Here is a 19,260-nt window from a genome sequence, read left to right on the forward strand (position 1 = left end):
CGAGCCGACCCGTGCGCCGCAGACCCATCGACGGTCGCGCGAGTCTGTGACCCGCAGACCCACCGGCGGTCGTGTGGGTGCGTGGCGCGGACCTACCGACGGTCAAGTAGTTCTGTGTGCCGCAGACTCACCGGCGGCTGCGCGAACGTGGACGTCGCCGCGGTCGTGGTTCGGTGCGGGCCGGGTGGTAGTGGATTCGCGGCGGTTGTCAGCCGGGGACGTTGCGGTCGAGCTCGTCGAGCCAGGCGGCGGCCGAGGCATCACTGGGCGCGCGCCAATCACCGCGTGGGGACAGGGATCCACCCGAGCCGACCTTGGGGGCATTCGGGAGGGTGGAGCGTTTGAACTGGCTGGTCTGGATGAAACGGCGCAGGAATTCGGCCAGCCAGTGTTTGACGGCGGGCAGGTCGTATTCGTGGCGCTGGTCGGCGGGGACGAGGTCGGGCCAGCCGCCGCGGGTGCGGTCGGACCAGACATGGTGGGACAGGTAGGCGATGCGGCTCGGCAGGTCGCCGAAGCGCAGCAGGTGGTAGAGGTGGAAGTCCTGGAGTTCGTACGGGCCGACGGTGGCCTCGGAGCTCTGCGGCGGAGCGTCGCCGTCGGCAGGAATGAGTTCGGGGGAGATCTCGGTGGCGAGAATGGAGGCCAGGACCTCACCCGCCTCGTGCCCCAGCTCGCCGGTGTCGATCGTCCAGGCCACCAGGTATTTGATCAATGTCTTGGGGACCGAGGCGTTCACGCTGTAGTGGGCCATGTGGTCGCCGACGCCGAAGGTGCACCAGCCCAGCGCGAGTTCGCTGAGGTCGCCGGTGCCGACGACCAGGGCATCGTGCAGATTGGCGAGCCGGAACAGGTGTGAGGTGCGCTCGCCCGCCTGCACGTTCTCGTAGGTGACGTCGTACTGCGGAACCCCTTCGGCGGCAGGGTGCTTCAGGTCTCTCAGCATCTGCGTGGCCGATGGCCGGATGTCGATCTCGTGTGCCGTCGCCCCGACCGCCCGCATGAGCCGCCGCGCGTCCTCGAGGGTGCGGGTGCTGGTGGCGAAGCCGGGCATGGTGTACGCCAGGACATTCGAGCGCGGCAGTCCCAGCCGGTCCATGGTCTTGGCGGCCACGATGAGCGCCACCGTGGAGTCCAGTCCGCCGGACACCCCGATCACCACCCGCTGTGATCCGGTGGCGATCAGCCGTGTGCTCAGTCCCTCCACCTGGATGCGATGCACCTCGGCGCAGCGCTCGTTGCGGCGGGCCGGATCGGCGGGAACATAGGGGAAGCGCGGGATCTCGCGCCGCAGCGCGACGGTCCCGGCGGGCACGGGCAGCTCGACGTCGATGCGCCGGAACCGTTCCAGCCGCTCCCGATGATCGTGCACGGTGTCGGCGAAGCTGGTGGTGCGCAGCCGGTCCGCGGCCAGCCGCCGCAGATCGATATCGGCGGTGACCACCTGCGGGTGTCCGGCGAACCGCTCGCCCTCCGCCAGCACATTGCCGTTCTCACATACCAGGGCCTGTCCGTCCCAGGCCATGTCGGTGGTCGACTCGCCGTGCCCGGCAGCCGAATACAGGTACGCCGCGAGATACCGCGCCGAATGTGAGGCGCACAGTTCGCGCCGGTAGTCGGCCTTGCCGATGACGATATTGCTGGCCGACAGATTCACCAGCACACTGGCCCCGGCCAGCGCGGCGAAACCGCTGGGCGGCAACGGTACCCAGCCGTCCTCGCAGATCTCGAGATGGAACACGAAGTCCGGCAGGTTGCTCGCGGCGAACAGCAGATCGGCCCCGAACGGCACCCGCTGCCCGGCGATCACCACCTGGTCGTCGAGGGCCTCCCGTGCAGCCGCGAACTGACGCTTCTCGTAGAACTCCCGATAGTTGGGCAGGTAGCTCTTGGGCGCGGCGCCCAGCACCCGGCCCCGGTGAATCACGATGCCGCAGTTGAACAGCCGGCCCTGCGCCCGCACCGGCGCGCCCACCACCAGCACCGTCTCGATGGCGGTGCTCTCCTCGACCACGCGCTCGAGCGCCAGGCCGACCGCGGCGTCCAGCGCGTCCTGATGGAACAGGTCGTCGGCGGTGTAGCTGGACAGCCCGAGCTCGGGGAAGATCGTCAGCGCCGCGTGCTCGGCCGCGGCGTGCCGGGCCAGCAGCAGGGTCTGTTCGGCGTTGAAGCCCGGATCGGCGACCCGCACCGGTGGCACGGCCACCGCGACCCGCGCGAATCCGTGCCGATACAGCGAATCGAACGGCAGTTGCTGTGACAACACCGACCCCTTTGCATCCGGCCGAGGCGATCATGACCCGACCGCAATCTACCCATGCCGGGCGCGCGCCGGGGCCCCGGCCACGCCGGAGTCACTCGCGGGCGGATTGTTCCCGCAGGCGGGCAAGGGTTTTCGAGAGGATCCGGGAGACGTGCATCTGCGAGATGCCCATCTGCTGGGCGATCTGGGTCTGGGTCATGGATTCGAAGAAACGCATGGTGAGGATGCGGCGTTCGCGTTCGGGCAGCCCCGCCAGCAGGGGCCGGATGGCCACGTACTCCTCGACGCGGTCGAACTGGGATTCTTCCTCGCCGAGAGTGTCGAGGAGCGAGGCCTCGGTGTCGCGGCCGACGGAGACGGCGTCGATGCTGCTGGGTTGGTAGGCGTTTCCGGCGATGACCGCCTGGGTGACCTCGTCGGCGTCGATCTCGAGGGCGGCCGCGATCTCCTTGGCGGTGGGGGAGCGGCCCAGCTGCTGGGAGAGGGCGTCGATGGCGGAGCCGATGCGCAGGTGGGTTTCCTTGACGCGACGCGGCACCCGCATGGCCCAGGTGTTGTCACGGAAGTAGCGGCGGACCTCGCCCATGATGGTCGGCACCGCGAAGGACAGGAAGTTGGAGCCGCGGGAGATGTCGAAGCGGTCCACCGCGTGCACCAGCCCCACCCGCGCGACCTGGGTGAGGTCGTCGAAAGGCTCACCGCGGCCGCTGAATTTGCGGGCGATGTGGTCGGCCAGGGGAATGCAACGGTTGATCAGTTCGGTGCGCAGTGCGGCGCGCCGCCCGGATTCCGGTGCGGCGGCGGCCAGTTCCGCGAACAGCGTGGCGACGTCGTCGTAGCCGGAGACGCTGCGCGCGACCTCCTCGGCCTCGTCGGCGTCGACCGTCTCCTCGGCGGTGTCCTCGGTCTCGGTCTCGTCCGGTTCCCGGTCGTCGCGCGGTTCCTCGGGTCCCGGCGCGGCGGCGGATGCTGCGAACACGTTGTCTCCGTCGGTCACTACGCCTTCCCCCGGACCCGCCGGAACTCCACCGCCGTCGGGTATCCGGAGATCGCCGGATCGAAGGGTTCCTGGGTGGCGGTGACCTCGTCGGAGAGCGTCCGCAGCACGTGCCAGCCGAAGCTGCGCTGGTCCGGTAGCCCCTCGGCCCCGGCGATGCCGCTCACCCGCACGATCAGATCCGAGTCGCCGACGGTGAACACGCACTGCAGCGTGGTGCCCGGCGCGGCGACGGCGATCAGCGTGGAGGCCGCCTCGTCGACGGCGAGCCGGATATCGGCCACCTCGTCCAGGGTGAAATCGCTGAGCAGCACCAGTGTTTCGGCGAGTCCGCGCACGATGGGCAACTGGGAGACGGACGCGGCGACACCGATCTCGACCGGTGTACCGCGCAACCCTTGTTCCGCCGAAATGTTGATCACTCTGTAGAGGCTACCCATTCCGGTGCGCGGCAATCAGCCATTCCCATTGACGTGGGGGCCTTGGGGGGCTGCCGATAGACTGCGGCCCGTGTGCACCTCTTCCTCCCCCTTCCAGCGGCCCGCTCCGATGATCGCCCCGTCCATCCTGTCCGCCGACTTCGCGAATCTCGCGGCCGAACTGCAAGCGATCGAGGGCGCCGACTGGGTGCACGTCGATGTGATGGACAACCACTTCGTCCCGAATCTGACGCTGGGTCTGCCGGTGGTGGAAAGCCTGTTGAAGGTGACCGACATTCCGATGGACTGCCACCTCATGATCGAGAACCCGGAACGCTGGGCCCCGGGCTACGCCGAGGCCGGTGCCTACAACGTCACTTTTCACGCCGAGGCCACCGACAACCCGATCGCGGTGGCGCGTGATATCCGCGCCGCGGGCGCCAAGGCCGGGCTCTCGGTCAAGCCGAACACCCCGATCGAGCCCTACCTCGAGATCCTGCGCGAGTTCGACACCCTGCTGGTGATGAGCGTCGAACCCGGTTTCGGCGGACAGTCTTTCATCGCGCACGTGCTCGACAAGGCCCGGCAGGTGCGCCGCCTGGTCGACGCCGGTGAGCTGCGCCTGGTCGTGGAGATCGACGGCGGCATCAATATGGACACCATCGAGCAGGCCGCCGAGGCCGGCATCGACTGCTTCGTGGCGGGCTCCGCGGTGTACGGCACCCCGGATCCGGCCGCGACCGTGGAAATCTTGCGGCAGAAGGTGATCGCGGTCGAGGCGGCGTCCGCGCAGTAGCGCGGGCTCAGTGCTGTAGCAGCGCTTCGATCACCGATTCCAGCGGCGGAACCGTGTCGCTGGAATCGGGGGAGTGCACCCAGGTGCGGTATCCCGTCCGCTCGTCGTCGGCGGACGGGAGCACGACCTGCGCTCCCGGGCACGCGACGGTGGCGTAGAGCCGGAACAGGGCGGCGGCCACCGATTTGGTGAGGGACTCCGGCCGGGCGGGGCCGGTGATGAAGGTCCATCGCCGTGCTCGGGGATGGTGCACGACCGGGCCGGCCAGATCGGCCTGCGCCAGCTGTTGCTGGACGCGTTCGCCGAGATCGGCGGGCATGGTGATGGCCCCGAACCGAGTGCCTATCTCCAACAGGATGTGCCGTGACGTCGGGTCGATCGATGCCGGCAGGTGAAATTCGCGTCGGTACTGTACGCAGCGAACTTCGAGTGTCGAATCGAGAAGCATGGTCACGCCGCACCCCCAACTGTGCCGATTGTGTTGTCTGCCACCTGAATCCGACCCGCGCGGGGTCCAACCTTCCTTCGGTTCTGCTTGCGATGATCGTCACGGCCCGGATCGGCCGTGGACGCGGTGACCGTTCTGCACTGAACTGCTCGCGGAGAAGTTGAACTGTGGGAATCAGCTGCATAACAATATTGCGACCATTCTCGCTGCCGCGCAAGATTCTGGGTTGAGCGAGTCGTGAATTGGGTACCACTCCGCGTTGGGCCAGGTCAGGCCATTCAAAGGAACGGTAGATCCCGGCGTTTCAATTGGCGATCGCGACCAATGAACACAATTATCCGATCGCACATTGGCTTACGCCCGATTTCGTCCATCCACCGGTATTCAACGCTCCAGTGAACGAGGCCGCATGTCGCCTACGACCCTGCGTCGTTAGGCTGAAGGGGACGGCCGTCCACGCGGGGAATACCACGTACCGCACCGGCTGTTGGCTCGATCGGAGCACGCACACGCGATCAGGGAGAGGTACGCATGTTCACAGGCATCGTCGAGGAGCTGGGCGAGATCCTCGCCACCGAGCAGCTGGACGACTCGGCGCGGCTCACCATTCGCGGCCCCCTGGTGACCTCCGATGCGGGACACGGTGATTCGATCGCCGTCAACGGCGTCTGCCTCACCGTGGTCGACCGGAAGGTCGAGGGCGACACCTTCACCGTCGACGTCATGGCCGAGACCCTGGACCGCTCCAGCATCGGCGGCCTGACCGTGGGTTCCCGCGTCAACCTCGAGCGCGCGGCGGCCGTGAACAGCCGCCTGGGCGGGCACATCGTGCAGGGTCACGTCGACGGCACCGGCACCATCGTCTCCCGCACCCCGTACGAGAACTGGGAGGTCGTGCGAATCTCCCTGCCCGACAGCATCGCTCGCTACGTGGTGGAGAAGGGCTCGATCACCGTGGACGGCATCTCGCTGACCGTCTCCGGCATCGGCCTGGCCGAGGACGCCTTCGCCGACGGCGCCAAGGACTGGTTCGAGGTGTCGCTCATCCCCACCACCCGCGAGCTCACCACCCTCGGCACGGCCCCGGTCGGCACCACCGTGAATCTCGAAGTCGACATCATCGCCAAGTACGTCGAACGGCTCGTACAGCGCGGCTGACGTCCAAGGTTCGCGGCCCGTCTCGTTCTGGACCGACGGAGCGGGGAGCGAAGCGGAAGAGCGGAGGAGGGAAGAACGAGACCTCCAGGGCCGCGAACCCGCGACGCCGGAGGCGGCGCAAATTGGACAGTGCCCTACTGTAATGAGGCACCTAATTCGAGATGGAGCACAACAGACGTGACCAGGTTCGACACCATCGAGCGCGCAGTCGCCGACATTGCCGCCGGTAAGGCGGTTGTCGTCGTCGACGACGAGGGCCGGGAGAACGAGGGCGACCTCATCTTCGCGGCGGAGAAGGCGACACCCGAGCTGGTGGCCTTCATGATCCGCTACACCTCCGGTTACATCTGTGTGCCGCTCACCGGGGACGACTGCGATCGCCTGGGCCTGCCGCCGATGTACGCGGTCAACCAGGACAAGCACGGCACCGCCTACACCGTCTCCGTCGACGCCCGCGAGGGCATCACCACCGGCATCTCGGCCGCCGACCGCGCCACCACCATGCGCGTGCTGGCCGACCGCAACGCCAAGTCCGACGATCTGACCCGCCCGGGCCACGTGGTTCCGTTGCGCGCCAAGGACGGTGGCGTCCTACGCCGGCCCGGCCACACCGAGGCCGCCGTGGATCTGGCCCGGATGGCCGGGCTCAGCCCCGCCGGCGTCATCTGCGAGATCGTCAGCCAGAAGAACGAGGGCGATATGGCGCGCACCGAGGAGCTGCGCATCTTCGCCGACGAGCACGATCTGGCGCTCATCTCCATCGCCGACATGATCGCCTGGCGCCGCCGCAACGAGAAGCACGTCAAGCAGGTGGCCGAGGCCAAGCTGCCCACCGAGTTCGGTGACTTCCTGGCGATCGGCTACGAGAGCGAATACGACGACGCCGAGCACGTGGCCCTGGTCATGGGCGATATCGGCGACGGCACGGACGTGCTGGTGCGCGTGCACTCCGAATGCCTCACCGGCGACGCCTTCGGCTCGCTGCGCTGCGACTGCGGCCCGCAGCTGGACGCCGCCATGGAGATGATCGCCCAGCAGGGCCGCGGCGTGCTGCTCTACATGCGTGGCCACGAGGGCCGCGGCATCGGGCTGCTGCACAAGCTGCAGGCCTACCAGCTGCAGGACGGCGGCGCCGACACCGTGGACGCCAACCTGGACCTGGGCCTGCCCGCCGACGCGCGCGACTACGGCATCGGCGCGCAGATCCTCGCCGACCTGGGCATCACCTCGATGCGGCTGCTCACCAACAATCCCGACAAGCGTGCCGGGATCGAGGGCTACGGCCTCAGCATCAGCGAGCGGGTGGCGATGCCCGTGCGCGCCAACAAGCACAATCTGCGGTATCTGCGCACCAAGCGGGATCGGATGGGCCACGATCTGGTCGGCCTGGAAGACCTGGACCTGGGCGAAACCGCGAACTGACGCGGCGGAACCGACTATCGAGAGGGCGGAACGAGAATGAGCGGTACGGGCGTACCGACCTTCGAGCTGGCCGATGCCAAGGACCTCAAGCTGGGGATCGTGGCGTCGCGCTGGCACACCACCATCTGCGACGCGCTGGTCGCGAACGCGGAGCAGACCGCCCGGGCCGCGGGCGTCGCCGACATCACCGTGGTCCGGGTCGCCGGTGCGATGGAGCTGCCGGTGGTGGCGCAGGCACTGGCCCGCAGCCATGACGCGGTGGTCGCACTGGGTGTCGTGATCCGTGGTGAGACACCGCATTTCGAGTACGTGTGCGATTCGGTGACCGCCGGTCTGACCCGGGTGTCCCTCGATGAGAGCACCCCGGTCACCAATGGCGTGCTCACCGTGAACACCGAGCAGCAGGCGCTGGATCGCGCGGGCCTGCCCGGCTCGATCGAGAACAAGGGCGAGCAGGCCGCGGCCGCCGCCCTCGATGCCGCGCTGACCCTGCGCGAGCTGACCCAGACCGTGTAGCCATGCCGGTCGTGCGGATCTGGAAGCGGGACGGCGGCTCCGAGGAGCCGCCCCGCAAGCCTGCCGCCACGCCGGAAACGCCTGCGGCGCATTCCGATCCGCGGGCCGAGCAGAGAGCGGAGTCCGAGGACGCCATGGCCGAGCCGACCGAAACCGAGACGCCGGTGCAGCCCGGTACCGCCGCGGGCGATTGGGATCTCGAGGTGCGACCGCACCACGCCATCGTCACCGTGCGGATCGTAGCGGCGGTGCTGGCGGCCATCTTCATCTTCGGCGGCATCGTGCTGCGGCACGGATCCACCGGCGTGAACTTCCGGGTCTCCGACCAGATCGGCCTGATGGTGTTCGGCCTGCTGCTGGCCGGCGGCGTGCTGACGCTCACCCGGCCCCGGGTGCGGGTCGGCCGGCGCGGGGTGACGGTGCGCAATATCGTGGGCGACAGCGAGTTCCAGTGGAAGGACATCCGCGGGATCTCCTTCCCGGACAAGAAGTCCTGGGCCCGGCTGGAATTGGTGCACGACGAGTACGTGCCCATGATGGCCATCCGCTCCAACGACAAGATGCGCGCTGCCGAGGCCATGGACCGGTTCCGGGAACTCGGCGCCAAGTACAGCGCCGAGAACCAGGACCGACGCTAGCGCGGGGCGCCGAGCACCGCGCCCTCGCGGCGCGGGTCCGCGCCGCCGATCCAGCCATTACCGTCGTGGACCAGGGCCGACAGGCCGCTGGACTGCGGGGCGACCGAGACCTGGTCGCCGTACTGGCGCAGTTTCTGCACCAGCGGATCGTGGTCGCCGTTGTCGGAGGCGTCGACGGCCGGGTGCTCGCCACCCACATAGGTGGTGGGGGAGTTGGCCGCGCCGAAGTCGATCATCGACACCGCCTGCTGCGGGTTCATGCCCCAATCCAGCATGCCCACCAGGGTTTTCACCACGAACTGGATGATCACCGCCCCGCCGGGCGAACCGGTGACGTAGCTGAGTCCGCCGCGCGAGCCGTCGGGATTGCGGTCGAAGACCAGGGTCGGGGCCATGGAGCTGCGCGGCCGCTTGCCGGGGTCGAGGCGGTTGGCGATCGGGGTGCCGTCCTTGTCGACCGGTTCGGCCGAGAAGTCGGTGAGCTGGTTGTTGAGGATGAACCCGTCCACGAAATGGAATGACCCGAACGCGGATTCGACCGTGGTGGTCATGGAGGCCGCGTTGCCGTACTTGTCGACGATCGAGATGTGGCTGGTACCGTGCTCGGGCTGCTGCGGGCCGTTGCCGACCGGCACCGGGCCGAAGTCACCCGGTTTGGCGGTGCCCAGGCTCTTGGTCGGGTCGATGAGCGACGCACGCTGCTTCAGATAGCCGGGATCCAGCAGGGTCTGCGGCGAATTGCCCGGCAGTGGAACGAAATCCGAGTCGGCGATGTACTTGTCGCGGTCGGCGTAGGCCAGGCGTTCGGCCTCGGCGATCAGGTGCACGGCCTCCGGGGTGGGCTTGCCGCCGTTGCGGGCGGTAGTGCTGTCGCCGCCGAGGTCCGTCGGTTTCATCGACGCCAGATCGAAGTTGGACAGGATGCCCAGGGTCGCCTCCACCGTGATGCCGCCCGAGGACGGGTTGGGCATGCCGCACACCTCGTGGGTGCGGTAGGGCGAGCACACCGCGGTGCGCTTCTTCGCCTGGTAGGACTGCAGATCCGCCAGGGACATCAGCCCCGGGGTGCGTCCGCCCGCGGTGGTGGCGGTGGTGTCCACGATGTCCGCGGCGATCGCGCCGGTGTAGAAGGCGTTCGCCCCGTCGGTCGCGATGGCCGAGAGGGTCTTGCCGAAGGCCGGATTGGTGAGCGTGGTGCCGGACGGCTTCGGGCTGCCGTCGGGCTGCAGGAAATACGCCTTGGCATTGTCGTCGCGCGCGAGGTCGGCCTTGGAGTCGGAGATCTGGCTCGCCATCCGCGGTGAGATCTTGAAGCCCTGATCCGCCAGGTTGATCGCCGGGGCGAACAGGTCCTTCCACGGCTGCTTGCCGTGCTCGTTGTGGGCCAGCTCCAGCATCCGCAGCACTCCCGGCGTGCCGATGGAGCGCCCGCTTGCCCGCGCATTCGGTTGCGGCACAGTGTGATCGGCGGCGCTGATGTAGCGCAGGTAGTCCTCGGTGGCGGCCGCCGGGGCGGTCTCGCGGCCGTCGTAGGCGTCGACGGTCCCGGCATTGGCGTCGTAGTACATCAGGAACGCGCCGCCGCCGATGCCGGTGGCCTGGGGCTCCACCAGATTCAGCACGGTCTGTGCCGCGATGAGCGCGTCCGCGGCGGTGCCGCCGTCCCGCAGTACCCGGCAAGCCGCCTCGGTGGCAACGGGATTGGCGGTGGAGACCGCGAAATCGCCGGTGCGCACGGGCGTCATGCCGGTGCGGTAGCCGGTGGCGACCTCGGGGTGCAGGGCCAGATTCGTGCTGCTGGGCCCGGCGGGCACCCCGGAGGTGACCGGAGTTCCGTTGGGGGACACCGTGCACGACGCACTCTGGTTCGTCGAGGACGAACAGGCGGTGACCAATCCGACCAGCAGCAGCAGAGCGGCAGCGCCGCTCCCGATTCGTCGCGAGCGCCTCATGATCGGACTCTAGCGCCGTGGGCCCGCGCGGGCAGGGCTTTGACGGGCCGGATCGGGGGGCTACCGGGGGAACTCCGGGCCGCCGGTCGCCCGAGGATCTCAGTGCCTTCGCGGCAATCTCCGAAAAAGCATGCCAATTGGTCGCTTGACTGGCCTTCTTTTTTCGAAGGTTTCCCCGCTCGGGGTACCAATGTGGAACTCAGCAAACGGCAAGGTACCCTCAGGCTGCCTCACTTCACGATTGCGGAGGGTTAACCCGGCGAATGACCGAGATCCGGACTACTGCCACCAGCCTCAATGCCGAGGACAGCGGCTATCACAAAGCCCTGAAACCCCGGCAATTGCAGATGATCGCCATCGGCGGTGCCATCGGTACCGGCCTGTTCCTGGGCGCGGGCGGCCGGCTGCACAATGCCGGCCCATCGCTGTTCCTGGTGTACCTGATCTGCGGCATCTTCGTCTTCTTCATCCTGCGCGCGCTCGGCGAACTGGTATTGCACCGCCCGTCCTCGGGCTCGTTCGTCTCCTATGCGCGCGAATTCTTCGGTGAGAAGGCCGCATTCGTGGCCGGCTGGATGTACTTCCTGAACTGGTCCATGACCGGCATCGTCGACACCACCGCGATCGCCACCTATCTGCACTACTGGGGACCCTTCCAGCCGATCGCGCAATGGCTGCTGGCGCTGGGCGCGCTGATCATCGTGCTCGGCATCAACCTGGTCTCGGTCAAATGGTTCGGCGAGATGGAATTCTGGGCGGCCATGATCAAGGTGGTGGCCCTGGTGACCTTCCTGGTCGTCGGTACCGTCTTCCTGGCCGGGCGCTTCGAGGTCGAGGGCCAGAGCACCGGCCTGCGCATGGTCTCCGACGCGGGCGGCTGGTTCCCGACCGGCGTGCTGCCGCTGGTCACCGTCACCTCCGGCGTCGTGTTCGCCTACGCCGCCGTGGAAATGGTGGGCATCGCGGCCGGCGAGACCGAGAATCCGGCCAGGATCATGCCGCGCGCCATCAATTCGGTGATCATGCGTATCGCCGTATTCTATTGCGGCTCGGTGATTCTGCTGGCGCTGCTGCTGCCCTACACCGCGTACAAGGGCGGCGAGAGCCCGTTCGTCACCTTCTTCGGCAAACTCGGTGTCGCGCACATGGGTTCGATCATGAATTTCGTCGTGCTCACCGCGGCGCTGTCGAGTTTGAATGCCGGACTGTATTCGACCGGCCGCATCCTCCGCTCGATGGCGATGAACGGCAGCGCGCCGAAATTCACCTCGCGGATGTCCAGTGCCGGTGTGCCGTACGGTGGCATTCTGCTCACCGCCACCATCGCGCTGTTCGGTATCTGGCTGAATTACATTGTGCCGTCGCAGGCTTTCGAAATCGTGCTGAACGTCGCGTCGCTCGGCATTCTGGCGTCCTGGGCGACCATTGTGCTGTGCCAGTTGAAGCTGTTCTACCTGTGGAAGAAGGGGCAGGCGGAGCGTCCGGCGTTCCGGATGTTCGGTGCGCCCTACACCGGCATCGCGACGCTGGTGTTCCTCTTCGCGGTGGTGGTGCTGATGGCTTTCGACCATCCGGTCGGTACGTGGACGGTGGCCAGCCTGGTGATCATCGTGCCCGCGCTGGCCATCGGGTGGAAGGTCGCCAGCCCGCGGGTGCTGGCCATCGCCAGGCTGCGCGAGGGCTACACCGGCGAGTTCCCGGTGATTCCGCCGATCCCCATGGACGACAAGTAGTTTTCCGCTTCCGGGGGTACACTGGGAAACTCTGTCCGGACCTGCGCTTTTCAACGGCCGCACGCGAGATCGCGTGCGGCCGTTATGTGTTCGAGATCACTGTTTTGAATGCTAGCTATCGGCTGTGGCCATGGTCATAACTTCGTCAACCAGATTGTCCGGAATCCGAACATTTGGTTAGCGTCAGGTTCAGCGCGTTCGCAGGGGGCGCGCGACCAGGGGTTACTCGATGAGGAGTGCTGTGAGTTCGCAAATGGCCGTTGCCGACGGGGCGAATATGACACCCGTCGCCACGGAAAACGGCATTCCAGCCACATTTTTCGAGCGGGTGCTCGACGGGGTGCGGGGGTTGCGCCGTGATGGTTCCGAGATCGACATGCCCGCCCAGGTGCGGGAAACGCAATACGCCGCGCTCGGCGCGATGGGACTGGCGGTGCTGCACAGCCTGCTGTCCATCACCGGCGGCGTCTCGTGCGTGGTCGGCAGTATCGGCCACTTCTTCGCCGCCTGGGTGACCGGTGGTGTCGCACTGCTGTTCGGGCTGCGCTCGCGCTGGATCTGGGTGACCGCACTCGGATTGGCCAGCCTGCAGTCGTTTTTGGGCATCTTCACGCTGGTGTCGGCCGAAATGCCCACGGGCGTGGGACCGTTCACCGTGCTCTTCGGCGTGATGGTGTCCGGCGTGGTGCTGGCGCTGCTGCTGCGCCGCGACCTCTACCGCTGGTTCAGTCCCGCCTCCCCGGAACTTTAGCGGACGGCCGAGTGCCGCGGACCGCTGTGCACCCGTGCCGGCGGTCGGGTGCCGAACCGATTCGGGACGTACCCGGCGAGTTACCCTGACGGGCGCGAAATCAGTTGTCGCCCACCGCCCGGACGCTGTCCGGGCGGCAGGATCGAACTTCTACTTCAGGGTGCGGCCCAGGGCACGCCCGGCATTGCGGCCGGAGAAGATGCAGCCGCCGAGGAACGTGCCCTCCAGCGCGTTGTAGCCGTGCACGCCGCCACCGCCGAACCCGGCGACCTCGCCCGCGGCGTAGAGGCCGGGGAACGGGGTGCCGTCGGCGCGGATGACCTGTGAGTCCAGATTGGTCTGCAGGCCGCCCAGCGTCTTGCGGGTCAGGATGTTCAGGCGCACGCCGATCAGCGGGCCGTGCGCGGGATCCAGGATCTTGTGCGGGCTCGCCACCCGGACCTTGTCGCCCAGGAAGCGGCGCGCATTGTTGACGGCCATCAGCTGGGCGTCCTTGCTGTACTTGTTCTCGACATCCCGGTCGCGGGCCACGATCTGACGCTCGATATCGGCGAGGTCGAGGTGCGGGCCGCGCGAGATCTTGTTCATGCCCGCGATCAGCTCGGCGAGGGTGTCGGCGACCACGAAGTCCACCCCGTGCTGCTTGAACGCCTCCACCGGGCCCGGCGCGCCCTTCGCCACCCGGCTCTTGAGGGCCAGCTTCAGATCCTTGCCGGTGATGTCGGGATTCTGCTCCGAGCCCGAGAGCGCGAATTCCTTCTCGATGATCGACTGATCGAGGATGAACCACGAGTAGTCGTAGCCGGTCGCCAGGATCTGCTTCATGGTGGCATTGGTGTCGAAACCCGGGAAAGCCGGTGCGGTCATGCGCTTTCCATTGGCGTCGAACCACAGCGAGGACGGGCCGGGAATGATGCGGATGGCGTGATCGGGCCAGATCGGATCCCAGTTGTGGATGCCCTCGGTGTAGTGCCACATGCGATCCCGGTTCACGATGCGCCCGCCCGCGGCCTCGGTGATGCCCAGCATGCGGCCGTCCACGTGCGCGGGCACGCCGGAGATCAGGTACTCCGGGCAGGGGCCGAGCCGGTCGGTCGGCCAGTTGCGGCGGATGAGGTCGTGATTGTGGCCGATGCCGCCGGAGGACACGATGACCGCCCGCGCACGGAACTCGAACTCGCTCACGACATTCCGTGAGGACGCGACCCCGCGGGCCTCGGTGGCGGGCTCCAGCACGCTGCCGCGCACGCCGGTCACCGCATCGTCCTCGACGATCAGTTCGTCGACCCGGTGCCGGAAGGCGAAGCCGACCTGTCCCCGCTGCTCGGCCTCGAGCACCGGCTCGAGGAACACCCGCACCACCTCGGGGCCGGTGCCCCAGGTGAGATGGAAGCGCGGTACCGAGTTGCCGTGCCCGTCGGCGGTCACGCCGCCGCGCTCGGCCCAGCCGACCACGGGCGTCACCCGCAGCCCGAGATCGTAGAGGTACTGCCGCTTCTCGGTGGCGGCGAACTCCACGTACGCGCGCGCCCACTGCCGCGCCCAGTGGTCCTCGTTCTCGCGGTCGAAGCCGGCCGAGCCGAACCAGTCCTGCATGGCGAGCGCGAGGCTGTCCTTCACGCCGAGCCGCCGCTGTTCGGGACTGTCCACGAAGAACAGCCCGCCCAGCGACCAGAACGCCTGGCCGCCCAGGTTGGCGCGGTTCTCCTGATCCAGCACGAGTACGCGGCGTCCCGCCTTGACCAGCTCGTGCGTGGCGACGAGACCGGCCAGCCCGGCCCCGACCACGATGACATCGGGATTCTCGATCATGCCCATGATTTCCTTGGTGTCGAAGTTCGATACACGAATGTATCGAACGAGGTCGCTGCTGTACAGGCGCTCGATACAGCGCTGTATCGAACGAGGTTGTCGGTGGGACATGGCATGGTTCGAGTGTGCCGACTTCTTCGTCCGGATCCCTGTCACTCGCGGCGGCGCGCCGCACTGCACTCGCGGCACAGGGCTTCGCCTCGGCGCCGCCGAGCGGGACGCCCACCCGGCGGACGGTTCTGAAGGTGCTCGACAGCACCCGGCTGCTGCAGCTGGACTCGGTGTCGGCGGTGGTGCGCGCGCACTATGCCCCGGTGTTCAGCCGGATCGGGGCCTACGACCGGGCGCTGCTGGACGAGGCCGCGTGGGGGCACACCGCCCGGCGGCCCCGGCAGCTCATCGAGTACTGGGCGCACGAGGCGGCGCTGATCCCGGTCGAGGACTGGTCGCTCCTGCGCTGGCGCATGGTGCAGTACCGGCACGGACGCTGGAACGGGATGCGGCAGGTACTCGAACGCAATCCGGCCCTGGCCGACGATGTGCTCGGCGTGGTCAAGGAGTTCGGGTCCAGCACAGCAGGCGAGATCGAGCGGCATCTGGAACTGGATCGGCCACGGGCCAAGGACAATTGGGGCTGGAACTACAGCGACACCAAGGTGGTCTGCGAGGCACTGTTCGCGGCGGGGGAGCTGACGGTGCCGAAACGGGTGGGCTTCCAGCGGCATTACGACCTGGCCGCGAATGTCCTTCCGCCCGAGGTCCTCTCGCGCGAACCGGACGAAGCCGACGCGGTGCGGGAACTGGTGCGGCGTGCGGCGCGGGCGCACGGCATCGGCACCGAAACCGATCTGCGGGACTACTACCGGCTCAACCGCCGCCAGACCGAGCCCGCCATCGCCGACCTCCTCGACGCCGGAGAGCTGGAGCAGGTCACCGTCGCGGGCTGGGACAAGCCCGCCTACCTGCATGCCGAGGCCCGCACCCCGCGCCGGGTCACGGGCGCGGCCCTGCTGTGCCCCTTCGATCCGCTCATCTTCTTCCGCGACCGCACCGAGCGGCTCTTCGACTTCCACTACCGCATCGAGATCTACACGCCGGAACACAAACGCGTGCACGGGTATTACGTCTTCCCGTTCCTGCTCGACGGCGAACTGGTGGCGCGGGTGGACCTGCGCGCCGAGCGCGGGACCGGGCGGCTGCTGGTGCCGGGCGCGTTCGCCGAGCCGGGCCGGGACCATCCGCGGGTGGCGGCCGCACTGGCCGCGGCGCTGCGGGACATGGCCGGCTGGCTCGAACTCGACACCGTCGAGGTGGGCGAAAAGGGCGATCTCGCACCGGCTTTGCGGCGTGAGATCGCCTAGCTCCACGCAACGCGGATCGGAACGGTGAAGGTCGGGTCAGAACGGCCCGTCGGTCCAGGCATTCAGCACGATGCCCTTCTTGCCCTCGCCGTTGCATTCGATCGTCATCGGGATGAGCGGCCGCGGCGAATCGCCCACGATGTAGGTGGGGGCCTGGTAGCCGCTGCCCACCTGCCGGGTGCCCAGGCACTGCACCACCGCGGCGTACCAGGTGTCCGCGGGGCAGGTGAAGGTGGCGGTGTCGAGCGTCCGATCGATGCGGCAGACCGAGTCGGCGCCGGCGGCCGGCGCCGATACCGCGATCAGGCCCGCGGCGCCGATGCCGAGTGCGGAACCGATCGCGAGCGACCGGCGGCGCGGGTGGAGATGGTGATGGTTCGTCATCGATCAAGCTCCCTCGTGTACGGACAGATCAAGCGAAACAGTTCGTCCCATACTGACCGCGGGACCCCGCTGGACGGCCGAACCTCGCGGAGATCGGTGCTCCGGCGTGGCGAGTCCTCCGGGACGCGCGGGTGCTGTCGGGCCGCGCCCGTGCTGGGCGACCAGCAGCTCCGGCGCCGAATTCGCCACGGCCCCAGCGCGGATCGGCAGCGGCGTCGTGTGCTCGCGGTGGTGGCCGTGGACGAAGATCGGCCCGGCGGCGGCCTCGGCCGGCACCGAGACCGCCACCAGCGCGGCGGCGGCCAGGCAGACCGCCCCCACGATGGCGAGCGAGCGGCGGCGCAAACGCAGTCGGATCATGGCGGTCCCTCCAGATGAATGATCTTGCGGATACTTCGTCGCCGTGACCGGCGCGGATGGTCGCCCGGGGGCCCGGCGGGTGTGTCGGAGGCCTTGGCCGCCTGTCGGGGGCACTGACTAACCTGGAGCCGTGGCAGATCCCGCGACCTACCGGCCCGCACCGGGCACCATTCCCGTCGAACCAGGTGTCTACAAGTTCCGGGACAAGTTCGGGCAGGTCATCTATGTCGGCAAGGCGAAAAGCCTGCGCCAGCGGCTGAACTCGTACTTCGCCGACGTGGCCGGGCTGCACCCGCGCACCCGGCAGATGGTGACCACGGCGGCCGGGGTCGAGTGGACCGTGGTGTCCACCGAGGTGGAAGCGCTGCAGCTGGAATACAACTGGATCAAGGAATTCGATCCGCGCTTCAATGTCCGCTACCGCGACGACAAGTCGTATCCGGTGCTGGCGGTCAGCCTCGACGAGGAGTATCCGCGGGTGTTCGTCTACCGCGGCGCGCGCAAGAAGGGCGTGCGGTACTTCGGCCCGTACGCCCACGCCTGGGCCATTCGCGAGACCCTGGATCTGCTGCTGCGGGTGTTCCCGGTGCGCACCTGCTCGGCCGGAGTCTTCAAGCGGCACAGTCAGATCGGGCGGCCGTGCCTGCTCGGCTACATCGACAAGTGCTCCGCGCCGTGCATCGGCCGGGTGAGCGCGGCCGAGCACCGGCAGATCGTGGACGACTTCTGCGACTTCCTCTCCGGCAAGACCGATCGCCTGGTCAAGCAGCTCGAGCGCCGCATGCACGAGGCCTCCGACGAACTCGACTTCGAACTGGCCGCCCGCCTGCGCGACGACGTGCAGGCGCTCAAGCGCGCCCTGGAGAAGCAGGCCGTGGTGCTGGGCACCGGCACCGACGCCGATGTCATCGACTTCGCGGTGGACGAGCTCGAGGTCGCGGTCCAGATCTTCCACGTGCGCGACGGCCGGGTGCGCGGGCAGCGCGGCTGGGTGGTCGACAAGTCCGGCGACGCCCTGGACCTGGGGCGGTCAGGCCCGGAGGCGGCAGCCGGCGTAACCACGGAGGGCCCCGGCCCAGGTCCGATCGAGCCCGACGTGGCGGAGTCCGGTGGGGAGCTGGCGGCCCTGGTCGAGCAGTTCCTCACCCAGTTCTACGGCGAGCAGACCGCGGTCGCCCAGCAGAGCGGGGACGCGCAGCCCGGGGCCGTGGTCCCGCGCGAGGTGCTGGTCCCGGCCCTGCCCAATGATCATGAGCAGGTTCAGCAGTGGCTCTCGGACCTGCGCGGGTCGGCCGTGCAGCTGCGGGTGCCGCAGCGCGGCGACAAGAAGGCGCTGGCCGAGACCGTGCAGCGCAATGCCCAGGAGGCCCTGGCCCAGCACAAGCTCAAGCGCGCCGGCGACCTGACCGCCCGCTCGGCCGCGTTGCAGGAACTACAGGACGCCCTGGATCTGGACAGCGCGCCGCTGCGCATCGAATGCGTGGACATCTCGCATGTGCAGGGCACCGATGTGGTGGCCTCGCTGGTCGTGTTCGAGGACGGCCTGGCCCGCAAGTCCGAGTACCGGCACTACGCCATCAAGGAGGCCGCCGGCGAGGGTCGTTCGGACGACGTCGGCAGCATCGCCGAGGTGACCCGGCGGCGCTTCGGCAAGCTCCGCCGCGACCTGGACGCCGCCGAGGCCGCCGAGCTCGAATCCGGTTCGGACCCGGTCGAATCCAGCCTGCCCGGCATCGATCCGAAGACCGGTAAGCCGCGCCGCTTCGCCTACCCGCCCAACCTGTACGTGGTGGACGGCGGTGCGCCGCAGGTGAATGCCGCCGCCGAGGTGCTCGACGAACTCGGCATCACCGATGTCGCGGTCATCGGGCTGGCCAAGCGCCTGGAGGAGGTGTGGGTGCCGAACGAGGCCGACCCGGTGATCATGCCGCGCACCAGCGAGGCGCTGTATCTGCTGCAGCGGGTCCGCGACGAGGCGCACCGCTTCGCCATCACCTTCCACCGCTCCAAACGCTCGCGGCGGATGACCGAGTCGGTGCTGGACTCGGTGCCCGGGCTGGGCTCGGCGCGCAAGACCGCGCTGGTCACGCACTTCGGATCGGTCGCCAAGCTCAAGCAGGCTACGGTGGAGCAGATCACCGAGGTCCCGGGCATCGGCGTGGCGACGGCCAAGGCGGTCCTGGCCGCCCTGCAGCAGCCGTAGCAATCGTGCACGGACCCATCGGTTTGCCGCGATGGCGCGTCGAATCG

The 19,260-nt window shown here is 68.2% G+C and carries 17 protein-coding genes; 9 read left to right on the forward strand and 8 right to left on the reverse strand.

The features are described 5' to 3' along the window. Positions 1–208 precede the first annotated feature (208 nt). From ACFXIV_RS03250 to ACFXIV_RS03260, 3 genes are all read right to left on the reverse strand, one after another. Positions 209–2,263 carry an NAD(+) synthase gene (locus ACFXIV_RS03250; RefSeq protein WP_379400449.1) on the reverse strand — a complete coding sequence of 685 codons (2,055 nt, stop codon included), beginning with the start codon at positions 2,261–2,263 and terminating at the stop codon, positions 209–211. A gap of 91 nt (positions 2,264–2,354) precedes the next feature. After that, on the reverse strand, positions 2,355–3,242 hold the full coding sequence (locus ACFXIV_RS03255) for an RNA polymerase sigma factor SigF (RefSeq protein WP_379400448.1): 888 nt from the start codon (positions 3,240–3,242) through the stop codon (positions 2,355–2,357). Positions 3,243–3,259: 17 nt separating this feature from the next. Further along, positions 3,260–3,682 carry an anti-sigma factor gene (locus tag ACFXIV_RS03260; protein ID WP_354837446.1) on the reverse strand — a complete coding sequence of 141 codons (423 nt, stop codon included), beginning with the start codon at positions 3,680–3,682 and terminating at the stop codon, positions 3,260–3,262. 127 nt (positions 3,683–3,809) lie between these two features. On the opposite strand from ACFXIV_RS03260, the gene rpe reads away from it, so the two are divergent. Continuing rightward, positions 3,810–4,475, forward strand: a complete 666-nt coding sequence (rpe, locus tag ACFXIV_RS03265; protein WP_354837566.1) for a ribulose-phosphate 3-epimerase — start codon at positions 3,810–3,812, stop codon at positions 4,473–4,475. 7 nt (positions 4,476–4,482) lie between these two features. On the opposite strand, the gene ACFXIV_RS03270 is transcribed toward rpe, so the two are convergent. Beyond that, positions 4,483–4,827 carry a hypothetical protein gene (locus ACFXIV_RS03270; protein ID WP_379400447.1) on the reverse strand — a complete coding sequence of 115 codons (345 nt, stop codon included), beginning with the start codon at positions 4,825–4,827 and terminating at the stop codon, positions 4,483–4,485. Between the two features lie 627 nt (positions 4,828–5,454). Here ACFXIV_RS03270 and ACFXIV_RS03275 point away from each other — a divergent pair. From ACFXIV_RS03275 to ACFXIV_RS03290, 4 genes are all read left to right on the forward strand, one after another. After that, entirely contained in the window at positions 5,455–6,081 is a 627-nt protein-coding gene (locus ACFXIV_RS03275; RefSeq protein ID WP_379400446.1) for a riboflavin synthase, read from the forward strand. Positions 6,082–6,258: 177 nt separating this feature from the next. Next, positions 6,259–7,503, forward strand: coding sequence for a bifunctional 3,4-dihydroxy-2-butanone-4-phosphate synthase/GTP cyclohydrolase II (locus tag ACFXIV_RS03280; RefSeq protein ID WP_364612549.1), 1,245 nt, complete (start codon positions 6,259–6,261; stop codon positions 7,501–7,503). 36 nt (positions 7,504–7,539) lie between these two features. Next, positions 7,540–8,019 carry a 6,7-dimethyl-8-ribityllumazine synthase gene (gene ribH / locus ACFXIV_RS03285; protein ID WP_357003218.1) on the forward strand — a complete coding sequence of 160 codons (480 nt, stop codon included), beginning with the start codon at positions 7,540–7,542 and terminating at the stop codon, positions 8,017–8,019. Between the two features lie 2 nt (positions 8,020–8,021). Beyond that, positions 8,022–8,657 carry a PH domain-containing protein gene (locus ACFXIV_RS03290; protein WP_379400445.1) on the forward strand — a complete coding sequence of 212 codons (636 nt, stop codon included), beginning with the start codon at positions 8,022–8,024 and terminating at the stop codon, positions 8,655–8,657. Here the strand turns inward: ACFXIV_RS03290 and ACFXIV_RS03295 are convergent. Then, positions 8,654–10,609: a gamma-glutamyltransferase family protein gene (locus ACFXIV_RS03295; protein WP_379400444.1), complete on the reverse strand. Its 1,956-nt coding sequence runs from the start codon at positions 10,607–10,609 to the stop codon at positions 8,654–8,656. The two genes, ACFXIV_RS03290 and ACFXIV_RS03295, sit on opposite strands and share 4 nt — an antisense overlap. 263 nt (positions 10,610–10,872) lie before the next feature. Here ACFXIV_RS03295 and ACFXIV_RS03300 point away from each other — a divergent pair, with 263 nt between their 5' ends. Both ACFXIV_RS03300 and ACFXIV_RS03305 read left to right on the forward strand, forming a co-directional pair. Further along, the gene (locus ACFXIV_RS03300; RefSeq protein ID WP_379400443.1) at positions 10,873–12,342 is read left to right on the forward strand and encodes an amino acid permease; all 1,470 of its coding nucleotides are present in this window, start codon (positions 10,873–10,875) and stop codon (positions 12,340–12,342) included. A gap of 241 nt (positions 12,343–12,583) precedes the next feature. Then, positions 12,584–13,093: a hypothetical protein gene (locus tag ACFXIV_RS03305; RefSeq protein ID WP_379400442.1), complete on the forward strand. Its 510-nt coding sequence runs from the start codon at positions 12,584–12,586 to the stop codon at positions 13,091–13,093. A 150-nt stretch (positions 13,094–13,243) separates the two neighbouring features. Here ACFXIV_RS03305 and ACFXIV_RS03310 read toward each other — a convergent pair whose 3' ends face one another. Beyond that, positions 13,244–14,905, reverse strand: a complete 1,662-nt coding sequence (locus tag ACFXIV_RS03310; RefSeq protein WP_379400441.1) for an FAD-binding dehydrogenase — start codon at positions 14,903–14,905, stop codon at positions 13,244–13,246. A gap of 125 nt (positions 14,906–15,030) precedes the next feature. Between ACFXIV_RS03310 and ACFXIV_RS03315 the strand changes: the two genes are divergently transcribed. Beyond that, entirely contained in the window at positions 15,031–16,266 is a 1,236-nt protein-coding gene (locus ACFXIV_RS03315) for a winged helix-turn-helix domain-containing protein (protein ID WP_379400440.1), read from the forward strand. 36 nt (positions 16,267–16,302) lie between these two features. On the opposite strand, the gene ACFXIV_RS03320 is transcribed toward ACFXIV_RS03315, so the two are convergent. Together ACFXIV_RS03320 and ACFXIV_RS03325 are read right to left on the reverse strand one after the other, a co-directional pair. Beyond that, positions 16,303–16,650, reverse strand: a complete 348-nt coding sequence (locus tag ACFXIV_RS03320; RefSeq protein ID WP_379400439.1) for a hypothetical protein — start codon at positions 16,648–16,650, stop codon at positions 16,303–16,305. Between the two features lie 3 nt (positions 16,651–16,653). Further along, entirely contained in the window at positions 16,654–17,010 is a 357-nt protein-coding gene (locus tag ACFXIV_RS03325; protein WP_379400437.1) for a hypothetical protein, read from the reverse strand. Positions 17,011–17,140: 130 nt separating this feature from the next. Here ACFXIV_RS03325 and uvrC point away from each other — a divergent pair, with 130 nt between their 5' ends. Then, positions 17,141–19,213 (forward strand): excinuclease ABC subunit UvrC, encoded by a 2,073-nt coding sequence (uvrC, locus tag ACFXIV_RS03330; protein WP_379400436.1) that lies wholly within the window; start codon positions 17,141–17,143, stop codon positions 19,211–19,213. Positions 19,214–19,260 lie beyond the last annotated feature (47 nt).

The organism is Nocardia sp. NPDC059236, assembly GCF_042754085.1.
Lineage (GTDB): Bacteria > Actinomycetota > Actinomycetes > Mycobacteriales > Mycobacteriaceae > Nocardia.

Bases quoted from the DNA above. Each gene is read 5' to 3' on its own strand.
- ACFXIV_RS03275 (WP_379400446.1), top strand. From the start codon at position 5,455: ATGTTCACAGGCATCGTCGAGGAGCTGGGCGAGATCCTCGCCACCGAG.
- rpe (WP_354837566.1), top strand. From the start codon at position 3,810: ATGATCGCCCCGTCCATCCTGTCCGCCGACTTCGCGAATCTCGCGGCC.
- ribH (WP_357003218.1), top strand. From the start codon at position 7,540: ATGAGCGGTACGGGCGTACCGACCTTCGAGCTGGCCGATGCCAAGGAC.
- ACFXIV_RS03295 (WP_379400444.1), bottom strand. From the start codon at position 10,609: ATGAGGCGCTCGCGACGAATCGGGAGCGGCGCTGCCGCTCTGCTGCTG.
- ACFXIV_RS03325 (WP_379400437.1), bottom strand. From the start codon at position 17,010: ATGATCCGACTGCGTTTGCGCCGCCGCTCGCTCGCCATCGTGGGGGCG.
- ACFXIV_RS03320 (WP_379400439.1), bottom strand. From the start codon at position 16,650: ATGACGAACCATCACCATCTCCACCCGCGCCGCCGGTCGCTCGCGATC.
- ACFXIV_RS03300 (WP_379400443.1), top strand. From the start codon at position 10,873: ATGACCGAGATCCGGACTACTGCCACCAGCCTCAATGCCGAGGACAGC.
- ACFXIV_RS03290 (WP_379400445.1), top strand. From the start codon at position 8,022: ATGCCGGTCGTGCGGATCTGGAAGCGGGACGGCGGCTCCGAGGAGCCG.
- ACFXIV_RS03310 (WP_379400441.1), bottom strand. From the start codon at position 14,905: ATGATCGAGAATCCCGATGTCATCGTGGTCGGGGCCGGGCTGGCCGGT.